At 50.5% G+C, this 23,150-nt stretch carries 23 protein-coding genes; 3 read left to right on the plus strand and 20 right to left on the minus strand.

The features are described from left to right. Nucleotides 1-4 precede the first annotated feature (4 nt). The 19 genes from CLFS41_RS17120 to CLFS41_RS17215 form a co-directional block, all read right to left on the minus strand. Nucleotides 5-874: a sugar ABC transporter permease gene (locus CLFS41_RS17120; protein ID WP_045092968.1), complete on the minus strand. Its 870-nt coding sequence runs from the start codon at nt 872-874 to the stop codon at nt 5-7. A 64-nt stretch (nt 875-938) separates the two neighbouring features. Then, nucleotides 939-2,363: an extracellular solute-binding protein gene (locus tag CLFS41_RS17125; protein WP_045092969.1), complete on the minus strand. Its 1,425-nt coding sequence runs from the start codon at nt 2,361-2,363 to the stop codon at nt 939-941. A 17-nt stretch (nt 2,364-2,380) separates the two neighbouring features. Continuing rightward, nucleotides 2,381-3,337 (minus strand): uroporphyrinogen decarboxylase family protein, encoded by a 957-nt coding sequence (locus tag CLFS41_RS17130; RefSeq protein ID WP_045092970.1) that lies wholly within the window; start codon nt 3,335-3,337, stop codon nt 2,381-2,383. A 402-nt stretch (nt 3,338-3,739) separates the two neighbouring features. Further along, nucleotides 3,740-4,009 (minus strand): 30S ribosomal protein S18, encoded by a 270-nt coding sequence (gene rpsR / locus CLFS41_RS17140; protein ID WP_002568382.1) that lies wholly within the window; start codon nt 4,007-4,009, stop codon nt 3,740-3,742. 38 nt (nt 4,010-4,047) lie between these two features. Then, on the minus strand, nt 4,048-4,506 hold the full coding sequence (locus tag CLFS41_RS17145; protein ID WP_040415992.1) for a single-stranded DNA-binding protein: 459 nt from the start codon (nt 4,504-4,506) through the stop codon (nt 4,048-4,050). Nucleotides 4,507-4,554: 48 nt separating this feature from the next. After that, entirely contained in the window at nt 4,555-4,842 is a 288-nt protein-coding gene (gene rpsF / locus CLFS41_RS17150) for a 30S ribosomal protein S6 (RefSeq protein WP_007861681.1), read from the minus strand. A 134-nt stretch (nt 4,843-4,976) separates the two neighbouring features. Further along, complete coding sequence (locus CLFS41_RS17155) at nt 4,977-5,189, minus strand: DUF951 domain-containing protein (RefSeq protein ID WP_040416091.1); 213 nt, start codon at nt 5,187-5,189, stop codon at nt 4,977-4,979. A 39-nt stretch (nt 5,190-5,228) separates the two neighbouring features. After that, a complete protein-coding gene (locus CLFS41_RS17160) occupies nt 5,229-6,221 on the minus strand; it encodes an aldo/keto reductase (protein WP_045092972.1) in 993 nt (330 codons plus the stop codon). A gap of 32 nt (nt 6,222-6,253) precedes the next feature. Next, entirely contained in the window at nt 6,254-6,979 is a 726-nt protein-coding gene (locus CLFS41_RS17165; protein ID WP_045092973.1) for an NAD-dependent protein deacylase, read from the minus strand. A gap of 88 nt (nt 6,980-7,067) precedes the next feature. Beyond that, a complete protein-coding gene (locus CLFS41_RS17170; RefSeq protein ID WP_045092974.1) occupies nt 7,068-8,180 on the minus strand; it encodes a GNAT family N-acetyltransferase in 1,113 nt (370 codons plus the stop codon). Next, complete coding sequence (locus CLFS41_RS17175) at nt 8,177-9,088, minus strand: phosphatidylglycerol lysyltransferase domain-containing protein (RefSeq protein WP_007861686.1); 912 nt, start codon at nt 9,086-9,088, stop codon at nt 8,177-8,179. Before CLFS41_RS17175 ends, CLFS41_RS17170 begins: the two co-directional genes overlap by 4 nt. A gap of 183 nt (nt 9,089-9,271) precedes the next feature. Continuing rightward, entirely contained in the window at nt 9,272-10,882 is a 1,611-nt protein-coding gene (locus tag CLFS41_RS17180; protein WP_007861692.1) for an SPOCS domain-containing protein, read from the minus strand. 71 nt (nt 10,883-10,953) lie between these two features. Continuing rightward, a complete protein-coding gene (locus tag CLFS41_RS17185) occupies nt 10,954-11,835 on the minus strand; it encodes an ATP-binding protein (protein WP_045092975.1) in 882 nt (293 codons plus the stop codon). Nucleotides 11,836-11,916: 81 nt separating this feature from the next. Then, nucleotides 11,917-12,576: a serine O-acetyltransferase gene (gene cysE, locus CLFS41_RS17190; protein ID WP_045092976.1), complete on the minus strand. Its 660-nt coding sequence runs from the start codon at nt 12,574-12,576 to the stop codon at nt 11,917-11,919. Between the two features lie 117 nt (nt 12,577-12,693). Then, nucleotides 12,694-13,119 (minus strand): protease complex subunit PrcB family protein, encoded by a 426-nt coding sequence (locus tag CLFS41_RS17195; RefSeq protein WP_007861695.1) that lies wholly within the window; start codon nt 13,117-13,119, stop codon nt 12,694-12,696. A 79-nt stretch (nt 13,120-13,198) separates the two neighbouring features. Continuing rightward, nucleotides 13,199-14,224, minus strand: a complete 1,026-nt coding sequence (locus CLFS41_RS17200) for a branched-chain amino acid aminotransferase (protein WP_007861696.1) — start codon at nt 14,222-14,224, stop codon at nt 13,199-13,201. Between the two features lie 143 nt (nt 14,225-14,367). Next, nucleotides 14,368-16,029, minus strand: a complete 1,662-nt coding sequence (locus CLFS41_RS17205) for an iron ABC transporter permease (RefSeq protein ID WP_045092977.1) — start codon at nt 16,027-16,029, stop codon at nt 14,368-14,370. Between the two features lie 18 nt (nt 16,030-16,047). Next, nucleotides 16,048-17,151: an ABC transporter substrate-binding protein gene (locus tag CLFS41_RS17210; protein ID WP_045092978.1), complete on the minus strand. Its 1,104-nt coding sequence runs from the start codon at nt 17,149-17,151 to the stop codon at nt 16,048-16,050. 57 nt (nt 17,152-17,208) lie between these two features. Next, the gene (locus tag CLFS41_RS17215; RefSeq protein ID WP_007861705.1) at nt 17,209-18,180 is read right to left on the minus strand and encodes an ABC transporter ATP-binding protein; all 972 of its coding nucleotides are present in this window, start codon (nt 18,178-18,180) and stop codon (nt 17,209-17,211) included. 253 nt (nt 18,181-18,433) lie between these two features. On the opposite strand from CLFS41_RS17215, the gene CLFS41_RS17220 reads away from it, so the two are divergent. The 3 genes from CLFS41_RS17220 (at nt 18,434) to CLFS41_RS30785 (ending at nt 22,052) form a co-directional block, all read left to right on the plus strand. After that, on the plus strand, nt 18,434-19,036 hold the full coding sequence (locus tag CLFS41_RS17220) for a TetR/AcrR family transcriptional regulator (RefSeq protein ID WP_007861707.1): 603 nt from the start codon (nt 18,434-18,436) through the stop codon (nt 19,034-19,036). 226 nt (nt 19,037-19,262) lie between these two features. Continuing rightward, entirely contained in the window at nt 19,263-20,798 is a 1,536-nt protein-coding gene (locus CLFS41_RS17225) for a sodium/proline symporter (protein WP_045092979.1), read from the plus strand. A 117-nt stretch (nt 20,799-20,915) separates the two neighbouring features. Beyond that, complete coding sequence (locus CLFS41_RS30785; RefSeq protein WP_045092980.1) at nt 20,916-22,052, plus strand: hypothetical protein; 1,137 nt, start codon at nt 20,916-20,918, stop codon at nt 22,050-22,052. 38 nt (nt 22,053-22,090) lie between these two features. On the opposite strand, the gene CLFS41_RS17235 is transcribed toward CLFS41_RS30785, so the two are convergent. Next, nucleotides 22,091-23,146, minus strand: a complete 1,056-nt coding sequence (locus tag CLFS41_RS17235; protein WP_007861710.1) for a mannonate dehydratase — start codon at nt 23,144-23,146, stop codon at nt 22,091-22,093. Nucleotides 23,147-23,150: the final 4 nt, after the last annotated feature.

Genomic DNA, 23,150 nt, shown 5'->3' on the forward strand with positions numbered 1-23,150 from the left:
CCCCCTATAATTCTCCCTGTTTCCGCTTCACCACCATCTGCATCACAGACAGCACTGCCAGAATCAGGATTAGAATAACTCCAATAGCGGAGGCGTATCCCATATTAAAGATGTTAAAGCCTGATTCATACATATACTGGAACAATGATGTATTGGATGTACTGGGACCAGGTAAAATATATGACTCATTAAAAAGCTTCCAGCTGTCTACCGTCAGTGTTATGGAACAGAAGAAAAGAATATTTCCAAGAGACGGAAGTGTTATGTATATAAACTGCTTCCACTTATTGGCACCGTCTACCGTGGCCGCCTCATAATAATCCCGGGAAATATTTAACAGGCCGGAAAATACGATCATGGTAAACCACGGTGTATTTCTCCACACATTCAGCATAATTACCGGAATCTTAGAATACTGGGTGCTGGTAAGCCAAGGGACCTTCCCCAGCCCCATCCATGATAAAAACTCATTGAAAAGACCTACGTTCTCGTCAAAAAGCATTCTGAATATTAAACCCATTGCAATAGCTGCACAGATATTGGGAAGGAACGTAACCGTTCTAAAAAGCGCCTTTCCCTTTAACATATCCGAGTTAAGCAGGCTTGCAATCAGCACTGAGAGAATCAATATGAATACAAGGCCCGTGATCCAATATACCATGGTATTCTTCAATGCGTCCCAGAACATATTGTCGATCAGCAATTTTCTATAGTTATTGATCCCGCAGAACTCCGGTGCTCCAATCCCCTTCCAGTTTGTAAGGCTGATGTAAAATGTCCATATAGTGGGAATCAGCTGAAATGCGAGAAACAGAAGAAAAAACGGCAGTATGAACAGATAGGGAGCCTTATATTTTTTAAATATCTTCAGCATACTATAACTCCTTAAATTTTAAAGCATGGGGGAAGACCGTGCCTTCCCCCAGACAAAGTGCATATTACTTTATGATTTCTGCCTGCCCGATTTTTGCTTTCAGATTTTTATCCATGTTGGCAATGGCCTGTTCCATGGTCTGATTGCCTGCCACATAATTCTCCAGCTCAGAAGAAATGATCTCATCGGCCTCCGCATCCTGTGGCGTTACTACCATATTTGTTGCTCCATTTTCAAGGCACTTGCCCTCCATCTCACGGAATGACATGCCGCCATAAAAATCAGATGGCTCTTTCCAGAAATCATCCTGCAGCATCTCCAGGGATATAGGGTTGGCATATGGAGCGTTTTGGGATTCCATGGATTTTACCCATGTATTTCTGGACTCCGTATCAAATGTGAAATCTTTCCATAGCTGTTCCAACAGCCCTGCATACACATTATCCCCTTTATTCACAATACAGAAGTAGGAGGATACAGGCGCTCCGGCCTTGCCTACACCCTCGAATTCAGGCGAAGGCATAACCTCCCACTGCCCCGCTGTCTGCTGGCAGTTCTTTCTCATAAACTCATCCCAGAAGGCGCCGATGTAAAATGTTGCCACCTTCTGTTCATTAATTGCATCATATAATGCAGGTTCCATAATCTCCGACTTTAATAACATGCCCTCTGAATATAAGGTATCCAGTGTTCCAAGGGCCATCTTTGTACCTTCGTCCTCTCCTATTACAATTGCTCCGTTTTCATCCCAGATCCTTGCATTGGCCTGAGGCATTAGGCCTCTTCTTCCCCAATATCTCCAGGTCTTGCTGCTTGGGCTGATGTAGGACAGATATACTTCACCATTGCTCTTTTCCTTTAACTGGCGTCCCGCCTCAATATATCCCTCCATGGTCTTCATCATGGACGGGTCAATGTCATACGTTTCAAAGATATCCTTGTTGTAAAACAGTACATTAGGACGCACCGATTCCGGAAGTCCATAGATTTTTCCGCTTATGGTGGCATCTGCCGCAGCGCCGTCCACCATCTTCTCTATGTAAGGCTGGAGGAATTCAGTCTCATCCTTTAAGATTCCCGCCTGGGAAAGATCCATAATATTAACCGGATCCAGGTATGTGGCATCCGGAAGATCCTCATCCGCACCGGCCAATGCTGTCATGGTGATCTTCTCGCGGCTCTGGGCGTGACCCTCTGTCTGCACGATCTCAATCTTCACATCCGGTGCTATATCCCTGTGGGCATCCAGCCATGCGTCATAGTACTCCTGAAGATACTGGGGCTGTCCTGTGCCATAGATAGTAATGGTCCCCGCAGGATATACAGTCTTATCTGACTCCTGGCTGCCGCTGCCGTCTGCCACCTGAGCGCCGCCTGCCGCCTGCGTGCTGCCGGAAGACGATGCCTTGCCGGTGTCTGAACCTCCACAGCCAGTTATCATGCCTGCCGTCATCACTGCTGCTAATAGTCCTGCTACTGTTCTCTTCATAAAAAAACCTCCCTTTATTATTCTCTTACCGCCTCTGCAATTGCCCGGATCCTGTCATATGGAATCTCAGTCGGCAATGTACAGTCCGCGCCAAGGATAAATCCTGTCTTTCCATAATCACGAATCACCTTTTTTGCCGCTTCCTTCAGCTCCTCCACCGTGCCCTCTACCATAACACCGCTTCTGTTAGCAAGTCCTCCCATGATCGTTGTGCCCGGAAACAGTTTTCTTCCATCTTCCAGGCTGAAGCCGGTTTCATAAACTCCCCAGTTAACCACATCGGTCAGCGCCTCATAGGACTTATACCGTTTCACATTCAGATGGTCCTTGCACATATGCAGGAAGTTATATGCACCAGCCTCTTTGGACGCTCTTAATATCTCCTTGTCAAACGGCTCGATGATTTCCGAAAACTCCTCATCTGTGAAATAATGCTGTTCCCCGCCTAGGGCCGCATAGTAGATACCATCCAAGCCCAGTTCTTTATATCTTACAGCCAGCTGGCACATACCGTCAGTAATCCGCTTAAAGGCTTCCACCACCGGCTGCTTATTCTCCCTGATATGGGCGCAGAACATCTCCCTCACATGTTCATAGCCATATCTTGCTTCAATGGGATGGATGGCAGAAGCACAGATCCCGTGAAGGGTTCCCAGAGAAAAGGCATCCTCTTCTGCCTGGTCCAGAATCCTTTTAACCATCTCGATCTGATCCTTCATGAACCCGTCATTCATGGAATATGACGGTATCTTATCCCAATCCCCCGGTGTCTTTATCTCACCCACATCCGGAACCAGGTTCTCATTCATCACCTTAATAATATCTGTATCGGTCCGGCGGAAAAACTCCAGATGGGACTTAACTCCCTGCTCTCCTTTTTCTTTCCCTGACGGAAAATGAAGTGAAAAACCAACCGGCACATAATCCACCTCTCTACCCTCAATTGCTGCAATAACCCGCTCTTTTTTTGTCATCTTCTCTTTCCTCCAATAGCTGAACAGTTCTGTATTTATACCACTGATAATATCATTGTTACTATTAGCTGTCAAGAATATTTTTAGCTAATTTATATATATTCTCATAATATTTTTATATTTTTTGTATATTTTTTAACTATCTATTTCACCGCCGTCCCCCATGGTCCTTATTCATCACCCCGCATGACATATGAAAAGCCGTATAATTCCCACGTTCTGGCCAATAATTTTTACCACAAAAAAAGCCCCAGGGCCCACCGGCCTCGGGACTTTTAATATACAATTATTGTAACTGTTCAGGAAATCCCATGTGAAAATGGGTGGAAAAACGGACTTATAAGCAAGCTTAACGCCCGCTTTGGCACCCATTTTCCCGCCGTCCTGATCTGTTACCAATTATTAATCACAGGTATAAGGCATAAGAGCGATGTGACGTGCGCGCTTGATCGCTACAGTCAGAGCTCTCTGATGCTTAGCACAGTTGCCGGTGATACGGCGGGGAAGGATCTTGCCTCTCTCGGATACGTATCTCTTTAACTTGTTAACATCCTTGTAATCAATTGTGCCGTTCTTATCGCCACAGAATACACATACTTTTTTTCTTCTGCGCATTCCGCCTGGTCTTCTCATCTTAGCGCCATCTGGTCTATCTGTTTTATTAAATGCCATTGGTGTTGTCCTCCTTTATTATTCAACCATAGAACATTCTAGTTAAATGGAAGTCCTTCGTCCTCTACTCCATCCGGAATGTTCATAAACCCATCACCAATCGCACTGGTAGGAGCCGGTCTCTGAGAAGGAGCTGACTGCGTATAGCCGCCCATTTCAGAAGCTGCGCCCTTACTGTCTGCGAATTCCTGGTCATCAAGGATGACCTCGGTGGTGTATACTTTCTGACCTTCCTTATTTACATAGCTACCTGTTTGAAGTCTGCCGGAAACAAGGACACGCATACCCTGACGGAAATACTTTTCTGCAAATTCTCCTGCGCGGTCAAATGCCACACAGTTGATAAAATCTGCGGTCTGGTCTCCGCCTTCCTGGCCTCTGCGTCCTCTCCTGTCCACTGCAAGGGTGTACCTGGCAATCGCCATGGAGCGCTCTCCCTGTGAATACCTGATTTCCGGATCTCTTGTTAATCTTCCCATTAGGATAACTCTGTTCATACGGTCACTCTTCCTTTTTCTTTCCCGCTTACACGGGCTGGGTATGTCTTATGCTTCTACTTTAACGCATAAGTATCTGATAACTGGTTCCATAATACGAATGTGTGCTTCTACTTCATTCGGGCATACAGAATCGGACTCAAACTGGATGAAGTAGTAGAAAGCTTCATGCATCTTCTGGATCTCATATGCAAGTCTCTTCTTTCCCCATTCATCTACATTGGTCACGGTGCCACCGAAACGTGTGATGTAACCTTTCACCTTTTCCAGTGCTGCTGCACGCTGATCGTCTTCAAGCTTCACATTCAGAACAACGGTTAATTCATACTTGTTCATCTTGCTTTACCTCCTTGTGGTCTCTGGCCCCTGCTTTCAGTAACAGGAGCAAGGATATGATATGTCACGGAGTATTATTTTATCAAATTCCCGTGACAATTGCAAGATGTTTTTTAATATTTTTATAACTTTCATCACTGCAGCTCCTGTGGATTCGCCCCTTTTTTGGTCAATCCCCTGGTATTCTTCTCCACCAGCCTGCGGGCCACCATGATCTGGTGTCCGCATCCCATGCATTTCAGCCGGAAGTCGGCTCCCACTCTAAGGATTTCCCATTCATTGCTGCCGCATGGATGCGGTTTTTTCAGCTTTACCACATCGCCCACTTCGTAATTCAGCTTTTCCATCATCTTATTACTCCACTTCTATATGTAAATACAGCCCCTCTATCTGTTCAGGACGGACTCGATCTTCTCAAGTTCATCCGGTTCAAATGCCAGATGGTCCAGAGCCGCCACATTGTCTTCCAGCTGTGCGGTGCTGCTTGCCCCTATGAGCACACTTGTCACCTCATTGCGCCGCAGGACCCATGCAAGTGCCATCTGGGCCAGGGTCTGTCCCCTTGAGGCGGCGATCTGGTTAAGTTCCCTGATCTTAACAAGGCTCTCCTCAGACAGATACCGTCCGCCTATGGTGTTCCCCTCCCTGGATGCCCGTGATCCCTCCGGCACGCCGGAAAGATACTTGTCTGTCAGCGCTCCCTGGGCCAATGGGCTGAAGCAGATGCACCCCACGCCTTCCCTGTCAAGAAGCTCCAGCAGGCCGTCCTCCACCCACCGCTCCAGCATATTGTAACGCGGCTGGTGCAGCAGACATGGCGTGCCGTTGGCGCGGAGCATGGCAATTGCCTTTTCTGCTTCCGGGGCCTGATAATTGGATATGGCCACATACAGGGCTTTCCCCTGCCTCACCGCATCGGACAGCGCACCCATAGTCTCCTCCAGCGGCGTCTCCGGATCCGGGCGGTGATGGTAAAATACATCTACATAATCCAGTCCCATGCGCTTTAAGCTGGAATCCAGGCTTGCCATCAGGTATTTCCTGGAACCCCAGTTTCCATAGGGCCCCGGCCAGAAGTCATATCCCGCTTTGGTGGAAATGAACAGTTCATCTCTGTATCTTCCAAGATCCGATTTAAGGATGGCTCCAAAATTTTCTTCCGCCATTCCCCTGGCAGGGTGGCCGTAATTATTAGCCAGGTCAAAGTGGGTGATCCCCATATCAAATGCCCGGAATAAAATGTCCTTCTGCTCTTCCAGGGATTTCTCCAGGCCAAAATTCTGCCAAAGCCCCAGTGAGATCCTTGGCAGCAGGACACCGCTTCGGCCGCTGCGCTTATATTCCATAACTTCGTATCTGTTTCCCGCTGCTTTGTACATATGATCTGCCCCTTTTCGTATTATAAATTTATTCACTCCAAAACCACTGCGCCCAGAGCTTCCCCGATGCTGTCGCTGATAACCAGGTCAGCCTGGGAATCCCGTGAAGTGGCGCCTTTATTAATAAGCACCAGACGATTGCCCCGGTAATAATCAATAAGGCCTGCTGCCGGATATACCACCAAAGAAGTACCGCCGATAATAAGCATGTCCGCATTCCGTATATAGTCCACGGACTTTTGTAAGATCCGGTTGTCCAGCCCCTCCTCATACAGCACCACATCCGGCTTCACAGTGCCCCCGCAGCTGCATCGGGGGACTCCCTCACTGTTTATCACATGATCCAGCCCGTAAAATTCGCCGCATCTGGTGCAATAATTCCTATGTACGGAGCCGTGAAGCTCCAAGACCTCTTTACTTCCCGCCATCTGATGCAGCCCGTCAATGTTCTGTGTAATGACAGCCCTGAGTTTTCCCTGTTCCTCCAGTCTCGCCAGGGCCTGATGGGCTGCATTGGGCTTTGCATGGGTAAAAAGCATCCTGTCTTTGTAAAACCGGTAAAATTCCTCAGGATTGCGGACATAAAAGCTGTGGCTGATGATCATCTCCGGCGGATACTTATACTGTTGGTTATACAAACCGTCCACACTCCGGAAATCCGGGATACCGCTCTCCGTGGATACCCCCGCACCACCGAAAAACACAATGTTCCCGCTGGATTGGATCCAGTCCTTTAACTGCTGCCATTTTTCATTCATATGATCCATGCCCCTCCTTTAATCATTATGGGATTTCAGTGACAATATAATTTAAGCATGATATAAGACCTGAGCCACGGAATCTCCTTTACACTATCTCATCCAGGAAAATACCTTCCAACGGCCTGATATATCTGCACCAGAAGGGCGGCTCTGTCCCATCCTCCTCCAAGATCCCGTCCAGCGGCATGTATCCAAACAGCCAGGAAGCCAGCTGGTCTACGGTGATATCCAGCACCTCTGTGGACACGAGGCAGTTCCCGCTGCCGCCCGGCCTGCCAGATTCCTGTTCGTGGACCGGAGATGTCCGGTCCAGGGATGAACTATCCATATCAAGCTTCCAGCGCCATAAACCGTCATTTTCTTTTATGAGGCGGTCGTGGATCCTTACCAGGACTTCCATCCGCGGGCAGGGGCATTCCTCATTTAAAGATATGGGCTCTGCCATGGCCGTCACATCCGTAATGCGCGCCATGATCCCGGGATCCTTTTTCCGGCCTGATTCCGCGGGACGGAGCCATTCTTCCCTGTCGCTGTAGAGAAATCTCTGTTCCTGTTTGCGGATCCCCCAGAACGCCTGAAGAGCCGCCAATTCCCCCTGAGAATCCAGCCATCCCCACACATGTCCGTCCTCGCTGTCAAGCTCTGCCTGAAGCATGTCCAGGTACGCCTTGTCCCTCAGCCCATAGACCTGGAACCGTGCGTCCAGCCAGCGGTTCATCCATTGAGACAACCACTCCGCCTCGGGACCATCCAGGCGCAGTTCCACCTTCTCCCCGGCCGGACCGTCATCTCCCAGCTCCCATAACGGCTGGTCAAACACATAGGTAAACCCAAACGGTCTGTAGATATCCGGGGATGCGGGCATGAGGTAGCAGAACGGCTCTCTGCATTCATGCATGTCCTGAAGCATTTTCACCAGAACATCCCTCATATGCCCCTGATGACGGCTGGAGGCAGCGGTGGCAACCCCCACGATATAAGACAGCCTGTACCGCCGCCCCCTGACCATTACCGTATAGGGATTCAGATGGGCCATGGTGAGGATGGAGCCGCTCCCATCCTCCTTTACCAGTACCCTGCTGCCAGGCAGTTTTTTATTAAAATAATACCCCAGGAATGCCTGGGAATCCTCGGGAAATGCCTCCTGCCAGAGGGGGAGACATTTTCCATATTCTTCCTGTCCTAAATAGCGGATCATCGTTTCCTCACCATATACTTTCTTGCAAATCCAACCGGATTATAGCTCATCTTTGCCTTCCTAAGGCCCTCCATCCCCACATCATCCTCACGGTTCACCAGCGCTGCATCCGGGAACTCATTAACAAGGAACTGCTGGTTGATGAACTGGTAAAGCCCTTTGATATCCGGGTTGGCTTTCTCAATATGAATCACAGCCATATTCTCCCTCTCGTTCATGCTTCCAATGGTAAATGCCTCCATCTGCCCGTCCACATAAACAGCAGCCATACGCACGCATAGGCTGGAGCAGTTCTTAAGGATCTCATGGATACCGGCTACCTCGTACTCCAGGGAATCCTCCAGAACATCCCCATCTGCCTTCTGCCGCCTCCACCGCTCCATAAATTCCCAGACCTGGTGCCTGTCCGAGCAGCAGAGTCTCCTGTATTCATACCTGCCCTCATACTCCCGTTTGAAGGCGTTTAAATGATTCTTTTTCTTATGGAGTTTCTTACCGGACAAGGTCCTCATGGCCTCCCCGTCATACAGGTAGTCCTTCAGGTCCACCTGCTCCTCCACCTCATATTCCCTGGGGTCCAGTCCCAGGTACTGCACCGCTTCCTCGTCAGCCAGGGCAATATAAAAGGGCTTGTGGATCACTGTGGCAAAATACTCCTCCAGCTGGTGAAAGAAATAAGGCAGGTCCTCCTCCCTGCACATGGGCATGGCGGTAGAAGTCTGCCCGTCCCGTTCCATGAGCCACAGAACTGCCCTGTCCTCACTTACGGCGCATTTTACATGATAGTAGTCCTTCCAGAGAAAGCAGTCCAAAAACACACTGTCACACGTCTTATTGGGCCTGAGTCCGTAAAACGGCCTGAGCCTGTCAATATCTTCGGCCACAACCGGCTTAAATTCCAAATCCATAGCGTACCTCTTTTCCATTTATCTGCTGTTAGTATACCATATTTTCAAATCTTGAAACAAGGTTTTTAAAAAATGGAACCCTTCCGGGAAAAGGACAGGAACTTAGCCTCAGAGGCAGGTCCCTGAGTCTAAGTTCCTGATTTTTTTCCTTTGTGAGCCGCCTGTTTTCTGCCAACAGCCAGTCTAACTTTGGGCGATCTCTTTTACGAGAAGCAGCCTCTGCCCCCTTTTCACCTGGTCGTCTGCCAGTTCGTTGGTGGAAATAATGGTCCCCACAGTTGTGTGGAACTTTTTGGCAATGTCCCACAGCGTGTCATCGGGCTGTACGATATAGCCTACAATACCCGGCAGCTCCTGGAGTTTCTGAAGATCCATGGGTGTTACGGTGGCCCCGGTGATCACAGGCTCCCGTACGGGCTGAAGTACCAGGAAATCCAGGGCAATGACTGCTTTTACTTCTACCATATCCCCGCCCATCATCACTGCGCTGAGCTGTTCCAGGCCTGCATCCAGCTGGTACACACTGTCCTCGCGGATGCCTCTGGCCTCCGCCGTGCAGCGGAAGGGAACCTGTTCCACGGAGGATTGGACCGGGGATGTATCGTCACTGGTAAGATAAAGGAGGGTGATCTCCAGGACGCCGTCTATCTGAAGGCAGTCCTCCCCCACTTCCACATCATCCAGCTTGATGGTTCCTTCGTTGTGGCAAATCTGGAGGATGCGCTCTGCCTGAGGCAGTTTCAGTTTTTCCGCCACCTTGGATTTGCACATGTTTCTGGTGAGGATCTGGTCAAAACACGCTTCGGCCCGGGTGAGTTCGATCTCCCGGTTATTGGAGTACATGTCGCTTAGAAGTTCTACCTCCTCCTCCTCGTAGAGCTTGATATCCAGTTCCAGTACTGCATCCACGTCCATTTCGCGCATTTCCCCGTCATAATCCGGCTTGGCTTCTATGTCTTTGTGGGCCAGACGGACCGTGACCATGGGAATCTGCTCCTCCTTCACATCGCTCATATCCATATCGCCGGAAAACGGCATGGTCTCTTCCAGCCACTGCATGGGCATGTTTTCATCCTCGGCGCTGTAGATCACAAACACACTCAGCTCACCGTCCAGGTGAAGCCGCCCGTCCAAAGGTTTGGCAGTCACGTCACGCAGCTTCATTTCCCGCCACAGCAGCTGTCCTATATTGGGTTTTCCTCCCGTCAGGCTCAGTTCTTCCTTGATCCTGTATGTATCCTTGCGGCGGACCGCAATAGCGGCTGCGTCAGCCGTGCGTTTCAGGGTCTCCACCTGGACCTGGCCCGATGCGTCTGTATCGGACAGACCGGGACCGGCTCCACGGCTGCCTGTCTCCAGGTTTACATCCACTGCCGCTTCCACGTCCCTCAAAGTTTCCACCCGAACCTGCAGGGTGATGATGGCCTGGACCCCCAGTTTCCTGGAATTGATCATATCTGTATTCAGGTCCTCCAGCATCCAGTTAAGGCCCACATAGTCCTTTTCCTCCAGGCCCGGCACATTTACTACCTCCTCAAAGGGGATATTGCCGCCCAGGGTCTGAAGTCCGCCTGTCTCCCTGCGGTAAAGGACCTGGAATTCCAATTTTCCCTTTACCGCAACCTTGTCTCCCTGATTTTTTACTGTCTCGATCTGTATCTCCCCGGTGTCCAGCATCACCTGTTCCATATCGTCCATGGTGTCTGGCACAATGAAGTCATCATCCAGTGTAATCTGTGTTGTTACATTTCCCTTCCATTGGTTCATATGTATCTGCTTCTTTATTAATTCCATAAAAAACACCTGCCATCTCTCATAGTCTTTTAGAAAATCTATGCGGACAGCAGGTGGTTTATGCTTATATCTTATGATTCATCATATTCATCCATAAAATGATGGCGGACTCCCTTTGCAACATATCCCAGACAGGCGTCCAGATTGATATTCTCCACACTCTTCATGATATTGGAATCCACAAAGGGGCTGTTCTTTCGCAGGGAGCGTATCAGTTCCTTCATCTCCTGCCGCTTGGACGTGTGTACGATATCAGCGGCCGCCCCATCCATTCCCCTGGCGGCCTGCTCCCTGGCAATCTGCTCTGTAAACCGGCAGGCGCACTGGAGGAAATGCAGGCCGTTGCAGGATCTCCACGCCAGTATATCCTCCTCCTTCACATAGTACAGGGGCCGGATCAGCTCCATGCCCTCAAAATTGGTACTGTGGAGCTTGGGCATCATGGTATTGATCTGCCCTCCGTAGAGGATCCCCATAAGGATGGTCTCAATCACATCATCAAAATGGTGGCCCAGGGCAATCTTGTTGCATCCCAGCTCCCTGGCATGGGAGTACAGGTATCCCCGGCGCATCCGGGCGCAGAGATAACAGGGGGACTGATCCACATCCACCACAATATCAAAAATATCAGCGTCAAATATGCGGATGGGAATGTTCATAAGGGCTGCATTGTCCTGGATCATCCTTCTGTTATCAGGATGATAACCCGGATCCATGACAATAAACTCCAGGTCAAACTCCGTATCACTCTGGCGTTTTAACTGCTGGAGGCATTTGGCCAGGAGCATGGAGTCCTTTCCCCCGGAAATGCAGACAGCTACTTTGTCCCCGTCCTGTATCATCTTATAATCCTGCAGCCCCTTTACAAAGGGGCGCCAGATCTCCTTGCGGAACTGCTTGATGATGCTCCGCTCTATATTTACATGTGGTGCTTCATTCTTTTTATCTGCCATGTTTTCTCCGTGTATCCTCCCAGTGCCCCTTTGCTGTGCGGCGTTATACTTTGCCGCCGGCGCTGTTCCCTGCCACCGGCACTATCCTTTGCCGCCGGCGCTGTTCTTTTCCGCCAGTGCGTCCTTCAGCAGGGCCATCTCTTTTTCCATCTGCTCCAGACGGTATTTCATATCCTCATATTCTTCCAAAGTAAGGCTTCTTTTATTCTTGGGTATGGTGACCCCATCCTTTTTCACAGGACGGGCAGGGATCCCCACCGCGGTCACATTGTCCTCCAGGGGTTTTAAAAGCACTGCGTTGGCGGCAATGGTACAGTTATCCCCCACCTCAAAAGCGCCCAGGATCTTGGCGCCTGCTCCCACCATGACATTGTTGCCCAGAGTGGGGTGGCGCTTTCCCTTTTTTGTTCCCACGCCCCCCAGGGTAACTCCCTGGTAGATGGTACAGTTATCCCCTACCACGGTGGTCTCTCCGATCACCACTCCTGATCCGTGGTCAATAAGGATGCCATGGCCCAGCTGTGCGCCGGGGTGTATTTCGATTAAGGTAAAAAAACGCGCGATCTGGGAAATAAGCCTTGCGATAAAATACATCCTGTGCTTATAAAACCAGTGGGCAAACCTGTGCCATATCAGCGCGTGGACTCCCTGGTAGAGAAGAAACACCTCCAGGGCATTGCGGGCAGCGGGGTCACGTTCCTGTACGGCTTTAATATCAAGCCAGATATCTTTGAATATCATAGTTATACTCCACCCTCTCTTTTACGAGTTAAAACATTGCAACGGTAATACGACATTTGCTGAAAATATTAAGTATCGTATAGTATAGCATATGATATTCAAATTAAAAAGAACTTTTTATTGGAATACGACAGGATTTTCCAAATACTCCGTCTTGATCACAATAAATGGAAAAGATTGTTCGGTCCCGGCATTCTCCCCTTTTTCCGGCCCTTTTAACTCGGTGTTGATGACAATGGAATTGTCGGTAAGATACAGATCATTGACGCTGATGCTGTATCCGCCTGTGGGCTGGACGCCGTAACCCACCGCTATGTACAGGTTCTGTTCATCGCTGTACGTAAGCTTAAAGGGCTGCTGCTGCTTTTCCGCAATCAGCTTTTTCAGTTCATCCGGTACATCCATGTCGCCGGCCACTGTAAAATCCAGGTCCCGGACCTTATCACCGTTATCTTTTGAAGCGGAACAGCCGGCCAGCCACAGGGTAGCGGCAATGAGCGTCAGCAGCACCAGGTACATCTTACCTTTCATTTTACCTTTCATATGAATAAAACCTCCCGGAATCTATGATACGATTACTATCAATATATTCCGGGAGGCTATGAATATGCGTGGAAACGTCTTATACGATTTTTCTGATCCAGCCCTCAGGCGCTTCAATGGTTCCCATCTGGATACCGGTAAGGGTTTCATAGAGCTTCTTGGTAACAGGTCCCATCTCGTCCATTCCGCTTGGGAAGCAGATTTCCTTTCCATGGTCCACGATCTTGCCCACAGGGGAAATGACAGCGGCTGTTCCGCAAAGTCCGCACTCGGCAAAGTTCTCAAGCTCAGCCAGTTTAACCGGTCTCTGAGTCACCTTAAGGCCCAGGTAGTGCTCTGCCACATAGACCAGGGAACGCCTGGTGATGGATGGGAGGATGGAATCAGACTTGGGGGTAACCACCTCATTGTCCTTGGTGACAAACAGGAAGTTGGCTCCGCCTGTCTCTTCCACACAGGTCCTGGTGGCGGGATCCAGGAATACATTCTCATCATATCCTGCCGCATGGGCTGTCACAGAGGCATACAGGCTCATGGCATAGTTCAGCCCGGCCTTTACATGGCCTGTTCCCTGGGGAGCGGCACGGTCAAAATCGCTGACACACAGGGTCAATGGTTTGGCGCCGCCCTTAAAATAGGGGCCAACCGGGGTTCCGAACAAGCGGAACTGGTACTCGTCAGAGGGTTTAACACCGATCACCGGGCCTGAGGCAAACATGTAGGGCCGTAAATACAGGGTCGCACCGCTACCAAAAGGAGGAACCCATGCAGCATTGGCCTTGACCACCGCATCTACTGCCTCTAAAAATCTCTCCTTTGGAAATGGAGGCATCTCCAGGCGTGCCGCGGAATCCATCATGCGCTCCGCATTCAGGTCGGGCCGGAAGGTAACAATACTTCCGTCCTCCGTGGTGTATGCCTTCAGGCCTTCAAAACATTCCTGGCAGTACTGCAGGATTCCGGCGCATTCATTGATCACCACATTGGGATCGGAGGTGAGCGCTCCCTCTCCCCATGCCCCGTCTTTATATTCTGCCACGTAGCGCTTGTCCGTTGTCATGTACGTAAATCCAATGTTGCCCCAGTCCAACTCTTTCTTTTCCATAGTCAATTCCTCCGTTCAGGTAGAAGTAAGTGTATTTTGAACACAATTATAATCGCATTAGACGGTAAAATCAATGGGTTGAATGCAAATATGGTATACAATTCCGGCATATCTGCCATAACCCGTGGAAACTTTGGTCCGTCTTATCTGCGTCTGTCCAGAACCAGGTTAAGCAGCACCAGAGCTGCTGTGGTAAACAGCATACAGAGCACGGCCATGGCCATTCCAACAGAGACGCTCCCCTGTTCAAATTCCCTCATAATGAAAGTGGAAACCACCAGAGTGTTGGGCGGCGCGATCAGGCTGGCTGTGACCAGTTCCCTGAACGCAATGATAAATGTCATCATCCATCCGGTTGCAACCCCCTTCATGATCAAAGGAAGGGTTATATGCAGGAACACATAGGACGGCGCCCCTCCAAAGGTCCTGCCCGCCCATATCAGGTTGTCGTTGATCTGGGTAAATGAGGATGTGACATACTGGATGGTATAGGGAAGAAACAGCGCCACATAGGCCAGTATCATGATCCCCATGGTATTGTAGAGGGGGACCACCTTGTAGACGGCATTCCAAAACAGCATGATGCCAATGACCAGAACAATGCCGGGCAGCATTTCCGGAAGCAGGCTCACGGCCTCCAGGGCTTTCCCTGCCTTCCTGCTGCTTCGGCGGACGGCGGTCACGGTCATGGTGCCCAGGACAGCTGCTATGGTAGCTGAACCGGCTGCCAGTCCCAGACTGTTAATCAGCGCCTGGCACCCTTTGGGATTTTTCATAAACAGGTCCACATAGTGCCGGACGGTAAAGTTCCCGGCCGCCAGCCCATATCCCCTTAATTTGATCAGGGAGGTGGATATAACGGAAAAATAGGGGATCCCCACAGCCACGGCCAGTACAAAGATCACATAAAACCAGGCCAGGAAACCCTTCCCGCCTTTCAGCTCTGTCATATGGCTTCTGCTGCCCTTTCCGCTGACCAGCCGGTAGCTTTTTTTTACTGTAATATAATTCTGGACCCACCAGAGTACCAGGCAGATGCCCACAAGGACAGAGGATAAGCTGGCTGCCTTTCCAAAATCGACAGGCGCTGTGGTGGCGTGGCGGTGAATGTCTGTGGTAAATACATAGAAGCCGATCCTTCTTCCAAGGGTTGAGGGCGTGCCATATTCAGACAGTGTCTTAACAAATACCAAAAGGGCTGCAATGGCATAATTCCCGGACAAGAGAGGCATGAATATCTTCTCCAGCCGCTGTCTGAACCCGGCTCCAAACACAGCCCCGCTTTCCTCCAGGCTGGCCGGGATATTGAGCATAGCATTCTTAAGAATGGTGAGCATGAACGGGAATACGTGCAGGCTCATGGTCAGCACCAGTCCGCCGAATGAAAAGAACCCCTCCGAAATGCTGCCGCTTCCCGGGAACAGCTGTTGGAACAGCCCTTTCTTCTGCATAAAAAGGATCCATCCCATGGAGGCTATGTAGGGAGGTGTCATAAAGGGTATCATGAATACAATATCCAGCCATCTGGCCCTGGCCAGCGAGGTTCTGGCAAACAGGTATGCCAGCGGCGCCGCAATTGCCGTGGAAAGGGCTGTCACACATGCTCCCAGCACCAATGAGTTAAAAATAGTGTTCAGATTATCCCTGTCCGAGACCGCTGCCCATGCCCCGGATAGATCAAAGCGGCCATCAGGGATGACCGCTCTGGCAAATATCATGACCAATGGGCAGACGATCAATATTGCCAGAAGCAGGCCCAGCATACAAAGAGGACCTCTGTGCTTCCAATTGTCCGACTGTTTCATATGGTTTTCTCCTGACTGTCACCGGCAGATCTCATTGAGTCTGGCTGCTGTATCTGCTGAAATCTCCATCATCTTATCCCAATCCGTCCGGATCCGGGGAATCTCCTCCAGATTGGTCCTGTTCTCGCATTTCACATCACTGCGCCCGGGAAGCAGGTATGCATCGGCCACCAGCTGCTGGGCCTCATCGCTGATCAGATAATCCATAAATGCCCTGGCATTGTCCACATTGGGGCTGGTCTTTAAGATCATGGCCGGCCGGGGATTTACCACTGTCCCGCTGGCAGGGTAGTAGATATCCAAGGGTTCCCCCTTTTCCTTGGAGGAATAGGCATTATAGTCAACACCAGCCACCAGGATCCCCTTTTCTCCCGTGGTCACAGCTTCCAGCGCAGCCTTGTTGGCTCCCGGAACGGTCATTCCGTTGTCCGCCAGGGCCTGCCATATATTCCACCCGCCCTCACCCTGGGCTGTTATGAAACCGGACAGGAAATCCTTGCATGCACCGGACTTTTCCGGATCCGGTATGGCCAGCTGGTCCTTATAAGCAGCATCTGCCAGATCCTTCCAGTCCGCGTCCAGGGAAGGGAATACCATGGTATTGTAAATCACACCTACCGCTGAAGCGCTGGTGCCGTAAAGCATGTGTTCCTCATCTACCCAGTCCGGATTCATCCGGTCTGTTCCCACTGCCTCATAAGCCATAAGCTGCCCGTCTTTTTTCATGGATAAGCCGTCTGCCCAACTCGCCAGTATGACCACATCCGCCACCGGGTTGGCCTGCTCCGCTTCCAGACGCGCCAGTATCTCCCCAGTGGTTCCCTGAAAGCTTTCTACCTTCACCCCTGTCTTTTCCTCAAAACCGGCCGCCAGCTTATCCGCAAGACCGGCCGGGCTGGGCATATATACCACTACCTTGCCGCTGAGACCGGCGGACGGTTTGGCTTCAGCCTCTGTTTGGGCGGTTATTGTGCCTGTTGTTGTGCCTGTTGTTGTGCCTGCTGTTTTCTCTGTGCCGGGCGCTTCTGTCAGGGCCGCCGTTGTTTCTGTCCCTCCTCCTGCACATGCCATAAGGCTTAAGGCGCACGCTGCTGCTGTCAGTACTATTCCTGCTTTTTTCATTATCTTTCCTCTCCTGTTGATCAATCTATCATTCATGCCGCCTGAGATATGTCTGTATCAGGCATGGCCTTCCGATGCAAAATATAATACATGGGACGGATCCACAAAAACCGTCAGCCGCTGCCCCGGTTCCATCCTTTTGTGGGTGACCAGGCTCCAGCTCCGCTCCCTGGATCTCAGGATGACCTCATAGGCGCTTCCCATATACTGGACCCCTTCCACCTCCATCTCACGGGCCTCCCATCTCTGTGTAGGAGTCAGGGACAGATGCTCCGGCCGTATCATGGCGCTGGGGCTGATCCAATTGGATTTGCCCACAAACCGGGCAACAAAGGGGGTGGACGGACATTCATAAATCTTCTCAGGTTCCTCGTATTGCTCCACATTCCCCTGATTCATAACCGCGATCCGGTCGCTCATGGTCATGGCTTCTATCTGGTCATGGGTAACAAACACCGAGGTTGTGCCCAGACGTGACACCAGGTTTTTCAGTTCTGTTCTCATTTCTTCCCTTAAGATGGCATCCAGAGCAGACAGCGGTTCATCAAACAGGATGCAGGGCGGCCTGATGGCAATGGCCCTGGCAAACGCCACCCTCTGCTGCTGTCCCCCCGACAGCTGGTGGGGATACCGTTTCTCAAACCCCTTAAGCTGTACTGCTTCCAGCGCATCCTTAACCTGCTGATCCAAACCCTGCACCTTTCCTTTTACCCTAAGCCCAAATGCCACATTTTCAAATACGGTCATATGAGGCCAAAGGGCAAAATCCTGGAACACAAAGCCAAGCCCCCTCTTTTCCGGAGGAAGGTTGATTCCGCTGAAGGAGGAGAACACACAGGTATCATCAAAATAAATATCCCCCTGATCCGGTGTCTCCAGGCCTGCGATCATCCGCAAAAGGGTTGTCTTCCCGCACCCGGAGGGACCTAAAAGCGTGGTAAAGCTTCCGCTTTCAATGCAAAGGCTGATATTGTTTAAAACTTGTTTACCTGAAAATGATTTTGAAAGGTTCCTGAGATCTATTTTCATACGCTTCCCCGTCTTTCCGTCTTTACATTTCAATTACATTGTTTTAAAGTATATCCCCCTGCTGGAAACCCGGCTATCAAGCTCAGGTAAAATGAACGTAAAATTTTTGATAAGGCCAAGCCCACTTTGGCCGGGCATTGCGAAACCCCTGAAACTATGCTAAGTTATACATGGTAAGTGATAACCCATGTAGTACATCATGCGGCAATCCAAACAACAGATCATCTGGAAAGGTACAGGGAGAATCAGAAAAATGGCAAAAAAAAATACCCGCAACACCCGGGGCAAGATTGTAAACGCAGCATGGAAACTGTTCTATGAGCAGGGGTATGAAGATACCACGGTGGAAGAGATCATTGAATTGTCCCACACCTCCAAAGGTTCCTTTTACCATTACTTTGACGGGAAGGACGCTCTTCTAAGCACCCTAAGCCTGCTGTTTGACGAAAAATACGAGGAGCTTATGGAAATACTGGATGCCAGGCCGCAGATGAGTGCCATGGACCGGCTTCTCTTCCTTAACAGTGAGTTGTTTGGCATGATCGAGAACAGTATTTCCATGGATCTGCTTGCGCGCCTGTTATCCACCCAGCTTATTACCAATGGTGAAAAGCATCTGCTGGACCACAACCGCACCTACTATAAGCTTTTGAGAAAGATCATTGCCCAGGGACAGGACAGCGGACAACTGAATACCGGCTCCAGCGTCAGCGAGATGGTGAAACTGTATGCCCTATCGGAACGGGCCCTTCTCTATGACTGGTGTCTGTGCCAGGGTGAGTACTCACTGAGAAGGTACAGCGTGTCTGTCATGCCTGCATTTCTCAGCAGTTTTCTTCCCTCACAGGAAGTATAAATAAATATTTTTATTATCGTACAGTTACTTTTCCCTTTATTTACTTAATTTTTTATCATTTATTATATATATCGTCTAGTATATAGTCTATACTTCGTTCTGTATTGCGTTCTGTTTTTCTCCATGCTATAATGTGCACATTATGGCTGTTTTACTTATCCCCGGGCACCTGTCCGGGGAAACGCATTCATGGCCAAATGCAGATCTGCATAACAGGAGGGAACATATGAGTACTGGACAAATAGGAATCTTGGCTGCCATTATCATCTATCTGGCTGCCATGGTCTACGTAGGTTTTTATTTCAGCAAAAAGGGCGGCGGCGACTCCGCGGATGAGTTTTATCTGGGCGGGCGCAAGCTGGGCGCCCTGGTGACCGCCATGAGCGCGGAGGCATCGGATATGAGCAGCTGGCTTCTGATGGGTCTTCCGGGCGTGGCTTATCTCACAGGTATTGCTGATGCCGGATGGACCGCCATCGGTCTTGCAGCGGGTACATACCTGAACTGGCTGATCGTGGCAAAGCGTCTGAGACGCTACTCCGTTACATGTAATGCCATCACTATCCCGGACTTCTTCTCACGGCGCTACCGTGATGAAAAGAATATACTGATGTGCATTGCCGCCATTGTGATCCTGATCTTCTTCATCCCCTATACGGCATCGGGTTTCAAGGCAGTGGGAACACTGTTTAACAGTTTGTTTGGCGTGAACTATCATGTTGCCATGATCGCAGGCGCTGTTGTCATTATCGGTTATACGGTTCTGGGCGGTTTCATGGCCGTATCCACCACGGACCTGATCCAGAGCATTGTCATGAGTATTGCCCTGGTGATCATTGTGTTCTTTGGCATCAGCGTTGCCGGGGGATGGGAAGCGGTGGCTGACAATGCCCGCTCCCTCACAGGCTATCTGAGCATGACCCATATCCACAACATGCAGGATCACACTTCCTCCCCTTACGGATTTATCACCATACTATCCACACTGGCATGGGGACTGGGATATTTTGGGATGCCCCATATCCTTTTGCGTTTCATGGCCATCAGCCATGAGGATAAGCTAAAGACATCACGGCGCATTGCCTCTGTCTGGGTGGTCATCTCCATGTTTGTGGCCATTCTTATCGGCATCATCGGTTACGGCGCTTCCGTTGCAGGCAGTATTCCCACATTTGCCTCCAGCTCCGAATCGGAAACCGTGATCATCCGCCTGGCCGACCTGCTTGGGCGCCAGGGGTTCCTGCTGTCCATTGTGGCAGGCGTGGTCCTGGCCGGAATCCTGGCATGTACCATGTCCACCGCCGACTCCCAGCTTCTGACCGCCGCATCCGGCGTGTCACAGAACCTGCTGCAGGACTTCCTGAAGATCAAGATGGATAGCAAAACATCCATGGCAAGTGCCCGCCTTACGGTCATCGCCATCGCCCTGGTGGGCATTGCCCTGGCCTGGAATCCGGACAGCTCCGTATTTACCATCGTATCCTTTGCATGGGCCGGTTTTGGCGCATCCTTTGGCCCGGTCATGCTGTTCGCTCTGTTCTGGAAGCGCAGCAACCTCCAGGGCGCCCTGGCCGGCATGATCGCCGGAGGCGTCATGGTGTTTGTGTGGAAATACGGCGTGCGTCCTCTGGGCGGCGCCTGGAATATCTATGAGCTGCTGCCTGCATTCCTGGTTGCCTGCGCTGCCATTGTGATCGTATCCCTTGCCACTGAAGCACCCTGTGAGGAAATCTGCAGGGAGTTTGATTCCGTGGGCAAATAGGCTGCCGGTCGGAACGTTTGGTTTTGTTGGCAAATAAACGGCCGGGCAGGATTCTGCCTGGCCTTTTTTCCCAAATATGGTATACTTAATAGTAGAATAAGTAAGGGGGTATACCATATGAAAAAAGCAATAAAAACCATGGTGATCGCAGCAATGCTTACGCTCATCTGCTTTATGACCGCGTTTGCACAGGATCCCAACAATCAGTCTCCCATGAATCTTGGACGCCGCATATCCTCGTCCAGCCAGATCACCTGGAACCAGGAAGGCTCCCAGTGGACCTGTACCCTAAACAGCACAGGAGAGCTTTTGAAAAACCGCTGGCTGGCCGTGTATGAAAAGAACGGCAGATACACCGCGGCTGAATTTTATCATTTTGATGAGAATGGGATCATGCAGACGGGTTGGCTGGATGACCAGGGCCAGACCTTCTATCTCAAGCCGGACGGACGCGTGGTCCAGGGCGAATGTGTGGAAACCATCGATGGGCAGGACTATGTGTTTGGCTATCAGAACTTTGTGCTGAAAAACAGGAACATCACCATTGACGGTAAAAACTATAACACGGATGAGAACGGCCGTGTGATCAGCAACATCGCGGACAAGACCCTGGAGAATCCCTCCCCCTCCGGCCAATCGGACCAGCTCACCTACCTGAACACCTACCGCAGGCAGAAAGGCGTGTCTGATCTGTCCTATGATTCGGATCTGACCGGCGTTGCCAAGGCTGCCTACGATTACGGCAGCGGCATCACTTTGTCAAAGGTGTACTCCCTGGCATCCGCCACCGGACATAACATCCGCCACGTTGCGTTTATCCGCGCCACGGCCACCGACAGGGAAAGCTATGTATATCTCACGGAGGATGCAGTTGCCGCTGTCCAGAACACCTGGTTTACACGGGTTGGATATTACAAAAGCAGCGGCACCATCATGATCATTATGGCCGCCTATGATCAGGAGGAAGCATCCATGCTCTCTGCGGATGAAGCCCAGGGCAGGTGGATCAATGACAACGGACACTATAAATACAGAAAAACAGACGGCTCCTATGCCGCCAATTGCTGGGTGAAAAATCCAGGCGATGGTAAATGGTATCATTTTGACGAAAACAGCTGTATGCAGACAGGATGGTTCCAGGACAGTGATGGAAAGTGGTACTATCTCAGCACGGACACCGGAGAAATGCTGACAAACACCACGGTAGACGGATATGTCATCGGAGGGGACGGGGTTATGGTGAGCGGTTCCTGAGTTTCAACAGCTGGAGCAAATTAGGGCGGGGCGGGATTCTAAAAAATCCTGCCCCGTGCTGCTTCGTCCGCACAATTGGCCAGCGCTCTCATATAGCCGTAGGCGTATCCCTGAGGGATCCTTCTTATGGGTCCGTCTACCATAATGGGGTGATGGTCCGGATTGATAAAACCCTGGTAGTCGTATTGCCTGAGAAGCTCAAAAAAAGGATACATATCAAAAAATCCATTGTCTAAAAATGTCTCGTCAAAATGGGGCAGCGGACCGGTTATGTTCCTCACATGAACGGTGGCTATCTTGCTATGCTCCAGCGCCCACCTGGCGTCTTCCATTATATCGCCGAATCTCTCCCCTCCTTCCAGCCAGCACCCGCAGCAAAAGGTCATGACCAGGGAATCGCTGTCAGCGATCCGGAACGCCTTTTTATAATCTTCAAAGCTGCGGATCAGATTGGGAACTCCTCCCACGGTTTCAACACAGGGCGGGTCGCTTGGGTGCAGGGAGATCCGGATGCCCAATTTACTGGCAGTGGGAAGGACACGCTCCATAAAGACTGCAAAGTTTTCCCACAATTCCTCCCTGGTATATCCTCTGGCCGCCGCCCTCTGGTATTCCTGTTCCAGCAGGAGATTTTCTTCCTCCTGCCCTTTGCGTATATAGGCAGACCTGGCCAGGGGCGCAGTCTTGCTGTCCAGAATGGTCTGCAGGTCCACGGTTCTGGTCACCGCCCCCCTGGTATAGGAGGTCAGGTTGGAGGAGTATACAAAAAACGGCATCATATTCAGCTCAATCATATTCAGCCCCAGACTTGCCATGATCTCCAAAAATTCCAGATATGCTTCCAATTCCCTTTCTCTGTTCTCAGTCCCCAGGGCAATGGCCGAATTAAAGGTAAAACGGTTGCTGTGAACATATGTAAATTTAATTCCTCCTGCCTCAATCTGCTCCTTGATCCTTTTCAGGGACTGATGGTCGTGCTGGTCACGGGGCAATGCAAGATACGCGTTCGGAATACCCAGCTGCCGGAGAAACAGGATATCCTCCTCCTTAAAATCCTCTGGCAGCCGCGCGATAAACTGATAATTCCAAGCCATAAAA

The sequence above is a fragment of the Clostridium sp. FS41 genome (assembly GCF_000954015.1).
GTDB lineage: Bacteria > Bacillota > Clostridia > Lachnospirales > Lachnospiraceae > Enterocloster > Enterocloster citroniae.

Excerpts from the sequence above, each read along its gene's own strand:
- rpsR (WP_002568382.1), bottom strand. The coding sequence starts at position 4,009 with ATGGCATTTAATAAAACAGATAGACCAGATGGCGCTAAGATGAGAAGA.
- CLFS41_RS17160 (WP_045092972.1), bottom strand. The coding sequence starts at position 6,221 with ATGTACAAAGCAGCGGGAAACAGATACGAAGTTATGGAATATAAGCGC.
- CLFS41_RS17210 (WP_045092978.1), bottom strand. The coding sequence starts at position 17,151 with ATGAAAAAAGCAGGAATAGTACTGACAGCAGCAGCGTGCGCCTTAAGC.
- CLFS41_RS17130 (WP_045092970.1), bottom strand. The coding sequence starts at position 3,337 with ATGACAAAAAAAGAGCGGGTTATTGCAGCAATTGAGGGTAGAGAGGTG.
- CLFS41_RS17195 (WP_007861695.1), bottom strand. The coding sequence starts at position 13,119 with ATGAAAGGTAAAATGAAAGGTAAGATGTACCTGGTGCTGCTGACGCTC.
- CLFS41_RS17185 (WP_045092975.1), bottom strand. The coding sequence starts at position 11,835 with ATGGCAGATAAAAAGAATGAAGCACCACATGTAAATATAGAGCGGAGC.
- rpsF (WP_007861681.1), bottom strand. The coding sequence starts at position 4,842 with ATGAACAAGTATGAATTAACCGTTGTTCTGAATGTGAAGCTTGAAGAC.
- cysE (WP_045092976.1), bottom strand. The coding sequence starts at position 12,576 with ATGATATTCAAAGATATCTGGCTTGATATTAAAGCCGTACAGGAACGT.
- CLFS41_RS17165 (WP_045092973.1), bottom strand. The coding sequence starts at position 6,979 with ATGAATGAAAAATGGCAGCAGTTAAAGGACTGGATCCAATCCAGCGGG.
- CLFS41_RS17205 (WP_045092977.1), bottom strand. The coding sequence starts at position 16,029 with ATGAAACAGTCGGACAATTGGAAGCACAGAGGTCCTCTTTGTATGCTG.
- CLFS41_RS17175 (WP_007861686.1), bottom strand. The coding sequence starts at position 9,088 with ATGGATTTGGAATTTAAGCCGGTTGTGGCCGAAGATATTGACAGGCTC.
- CLFS41_RS17220 (WP_007861707.1), top strand. The coding sequence starts at position 18,434 with ATGGCAAAAAAAAATACCCGCAACACCCGGGGCAAGATTGTAAACGCA.
- CLFS41_RS17200 (WP_007861696.1), bottom strand. The coding sequence starts at position 14,224 with ATGGAAAAGAAAGAGTTGGACTGGGGCAACATTGGATTTACGTACATG.
- CLFS41_RS17215 (WP_007861705.1), bottom strand. The coding sequence starts at position 18,180 with ATGAAAATAGATCTCAGGAACCTTTCAAAATCATTTTCAGGTAAACAA.
- CLFS41_RS17225 (WP_045092979.1), top strand. The coding sequence starts at position 19,263 with ATGAGTACTGGACAAATAGGAATCTTGGCTGCCATTATCATCTATCTG.
- CLFS41_RS30785 (WP_045092980.1), top strand. The coding sequence starts at position 20,916 with ATGAAAAAAGCAATAAAAACCATGGTGATCGCAGCAATGCTTACGCTC.
- CLFS41_RS17125 (WP_045092969.1), bottom strand. The coding sequence starts at position 2,363 with ATGAAGAGAACAGTAGCAGGACTATTAGCAGCAGTGATGACGGCAGGC.
- CLFS41_RS17235 (WP_007861710.1), bottom strand. The coding sequence starts at position 23,146 with ATGGCTTGGAATTATCAGTTTATCGCGCGGCTGCCAGAGGATTTTAAG.
- CLFS41_RS17145 (WP_040415992.1), bottom strand. The coding sequence starts at position 4,506 with ATGAACAGAGTTATCCTAATGGGAAGATTAACAAGAGATCCGGAAATC.
- CLFS41_RS17180 (WP_007861692.1), bottom strand. The coding sequence starts at position 10,882 with ATGGAATTAATAAAGAAGCAGATACATATGAACCAATGGAAGGGAAAT.
- CLFS41_RS17120 (WP_045092968.1), bottom strand. The coding sequence starts at position 874 with ATGCTGAAGATATTTAAAAAATATAAGGCTCCCTATCTGTTCATACTG.
- CLFS41_RS17155 (WP_040416091.1), bottom strand. The coding sequence starts at position 5,189 with ATGGAAAAGCTGAATTACGAAGTGGGCGATGTGGTAAAGCTGAAAAAA.
- CLFS41_RS17170 (WP_045092974.1), bottom strand. The coding sequence starts at position 8,180 with ATGATCCGCTATTTAGGACAGGAAGAATATGGAAAATGTCTCCCCCTC.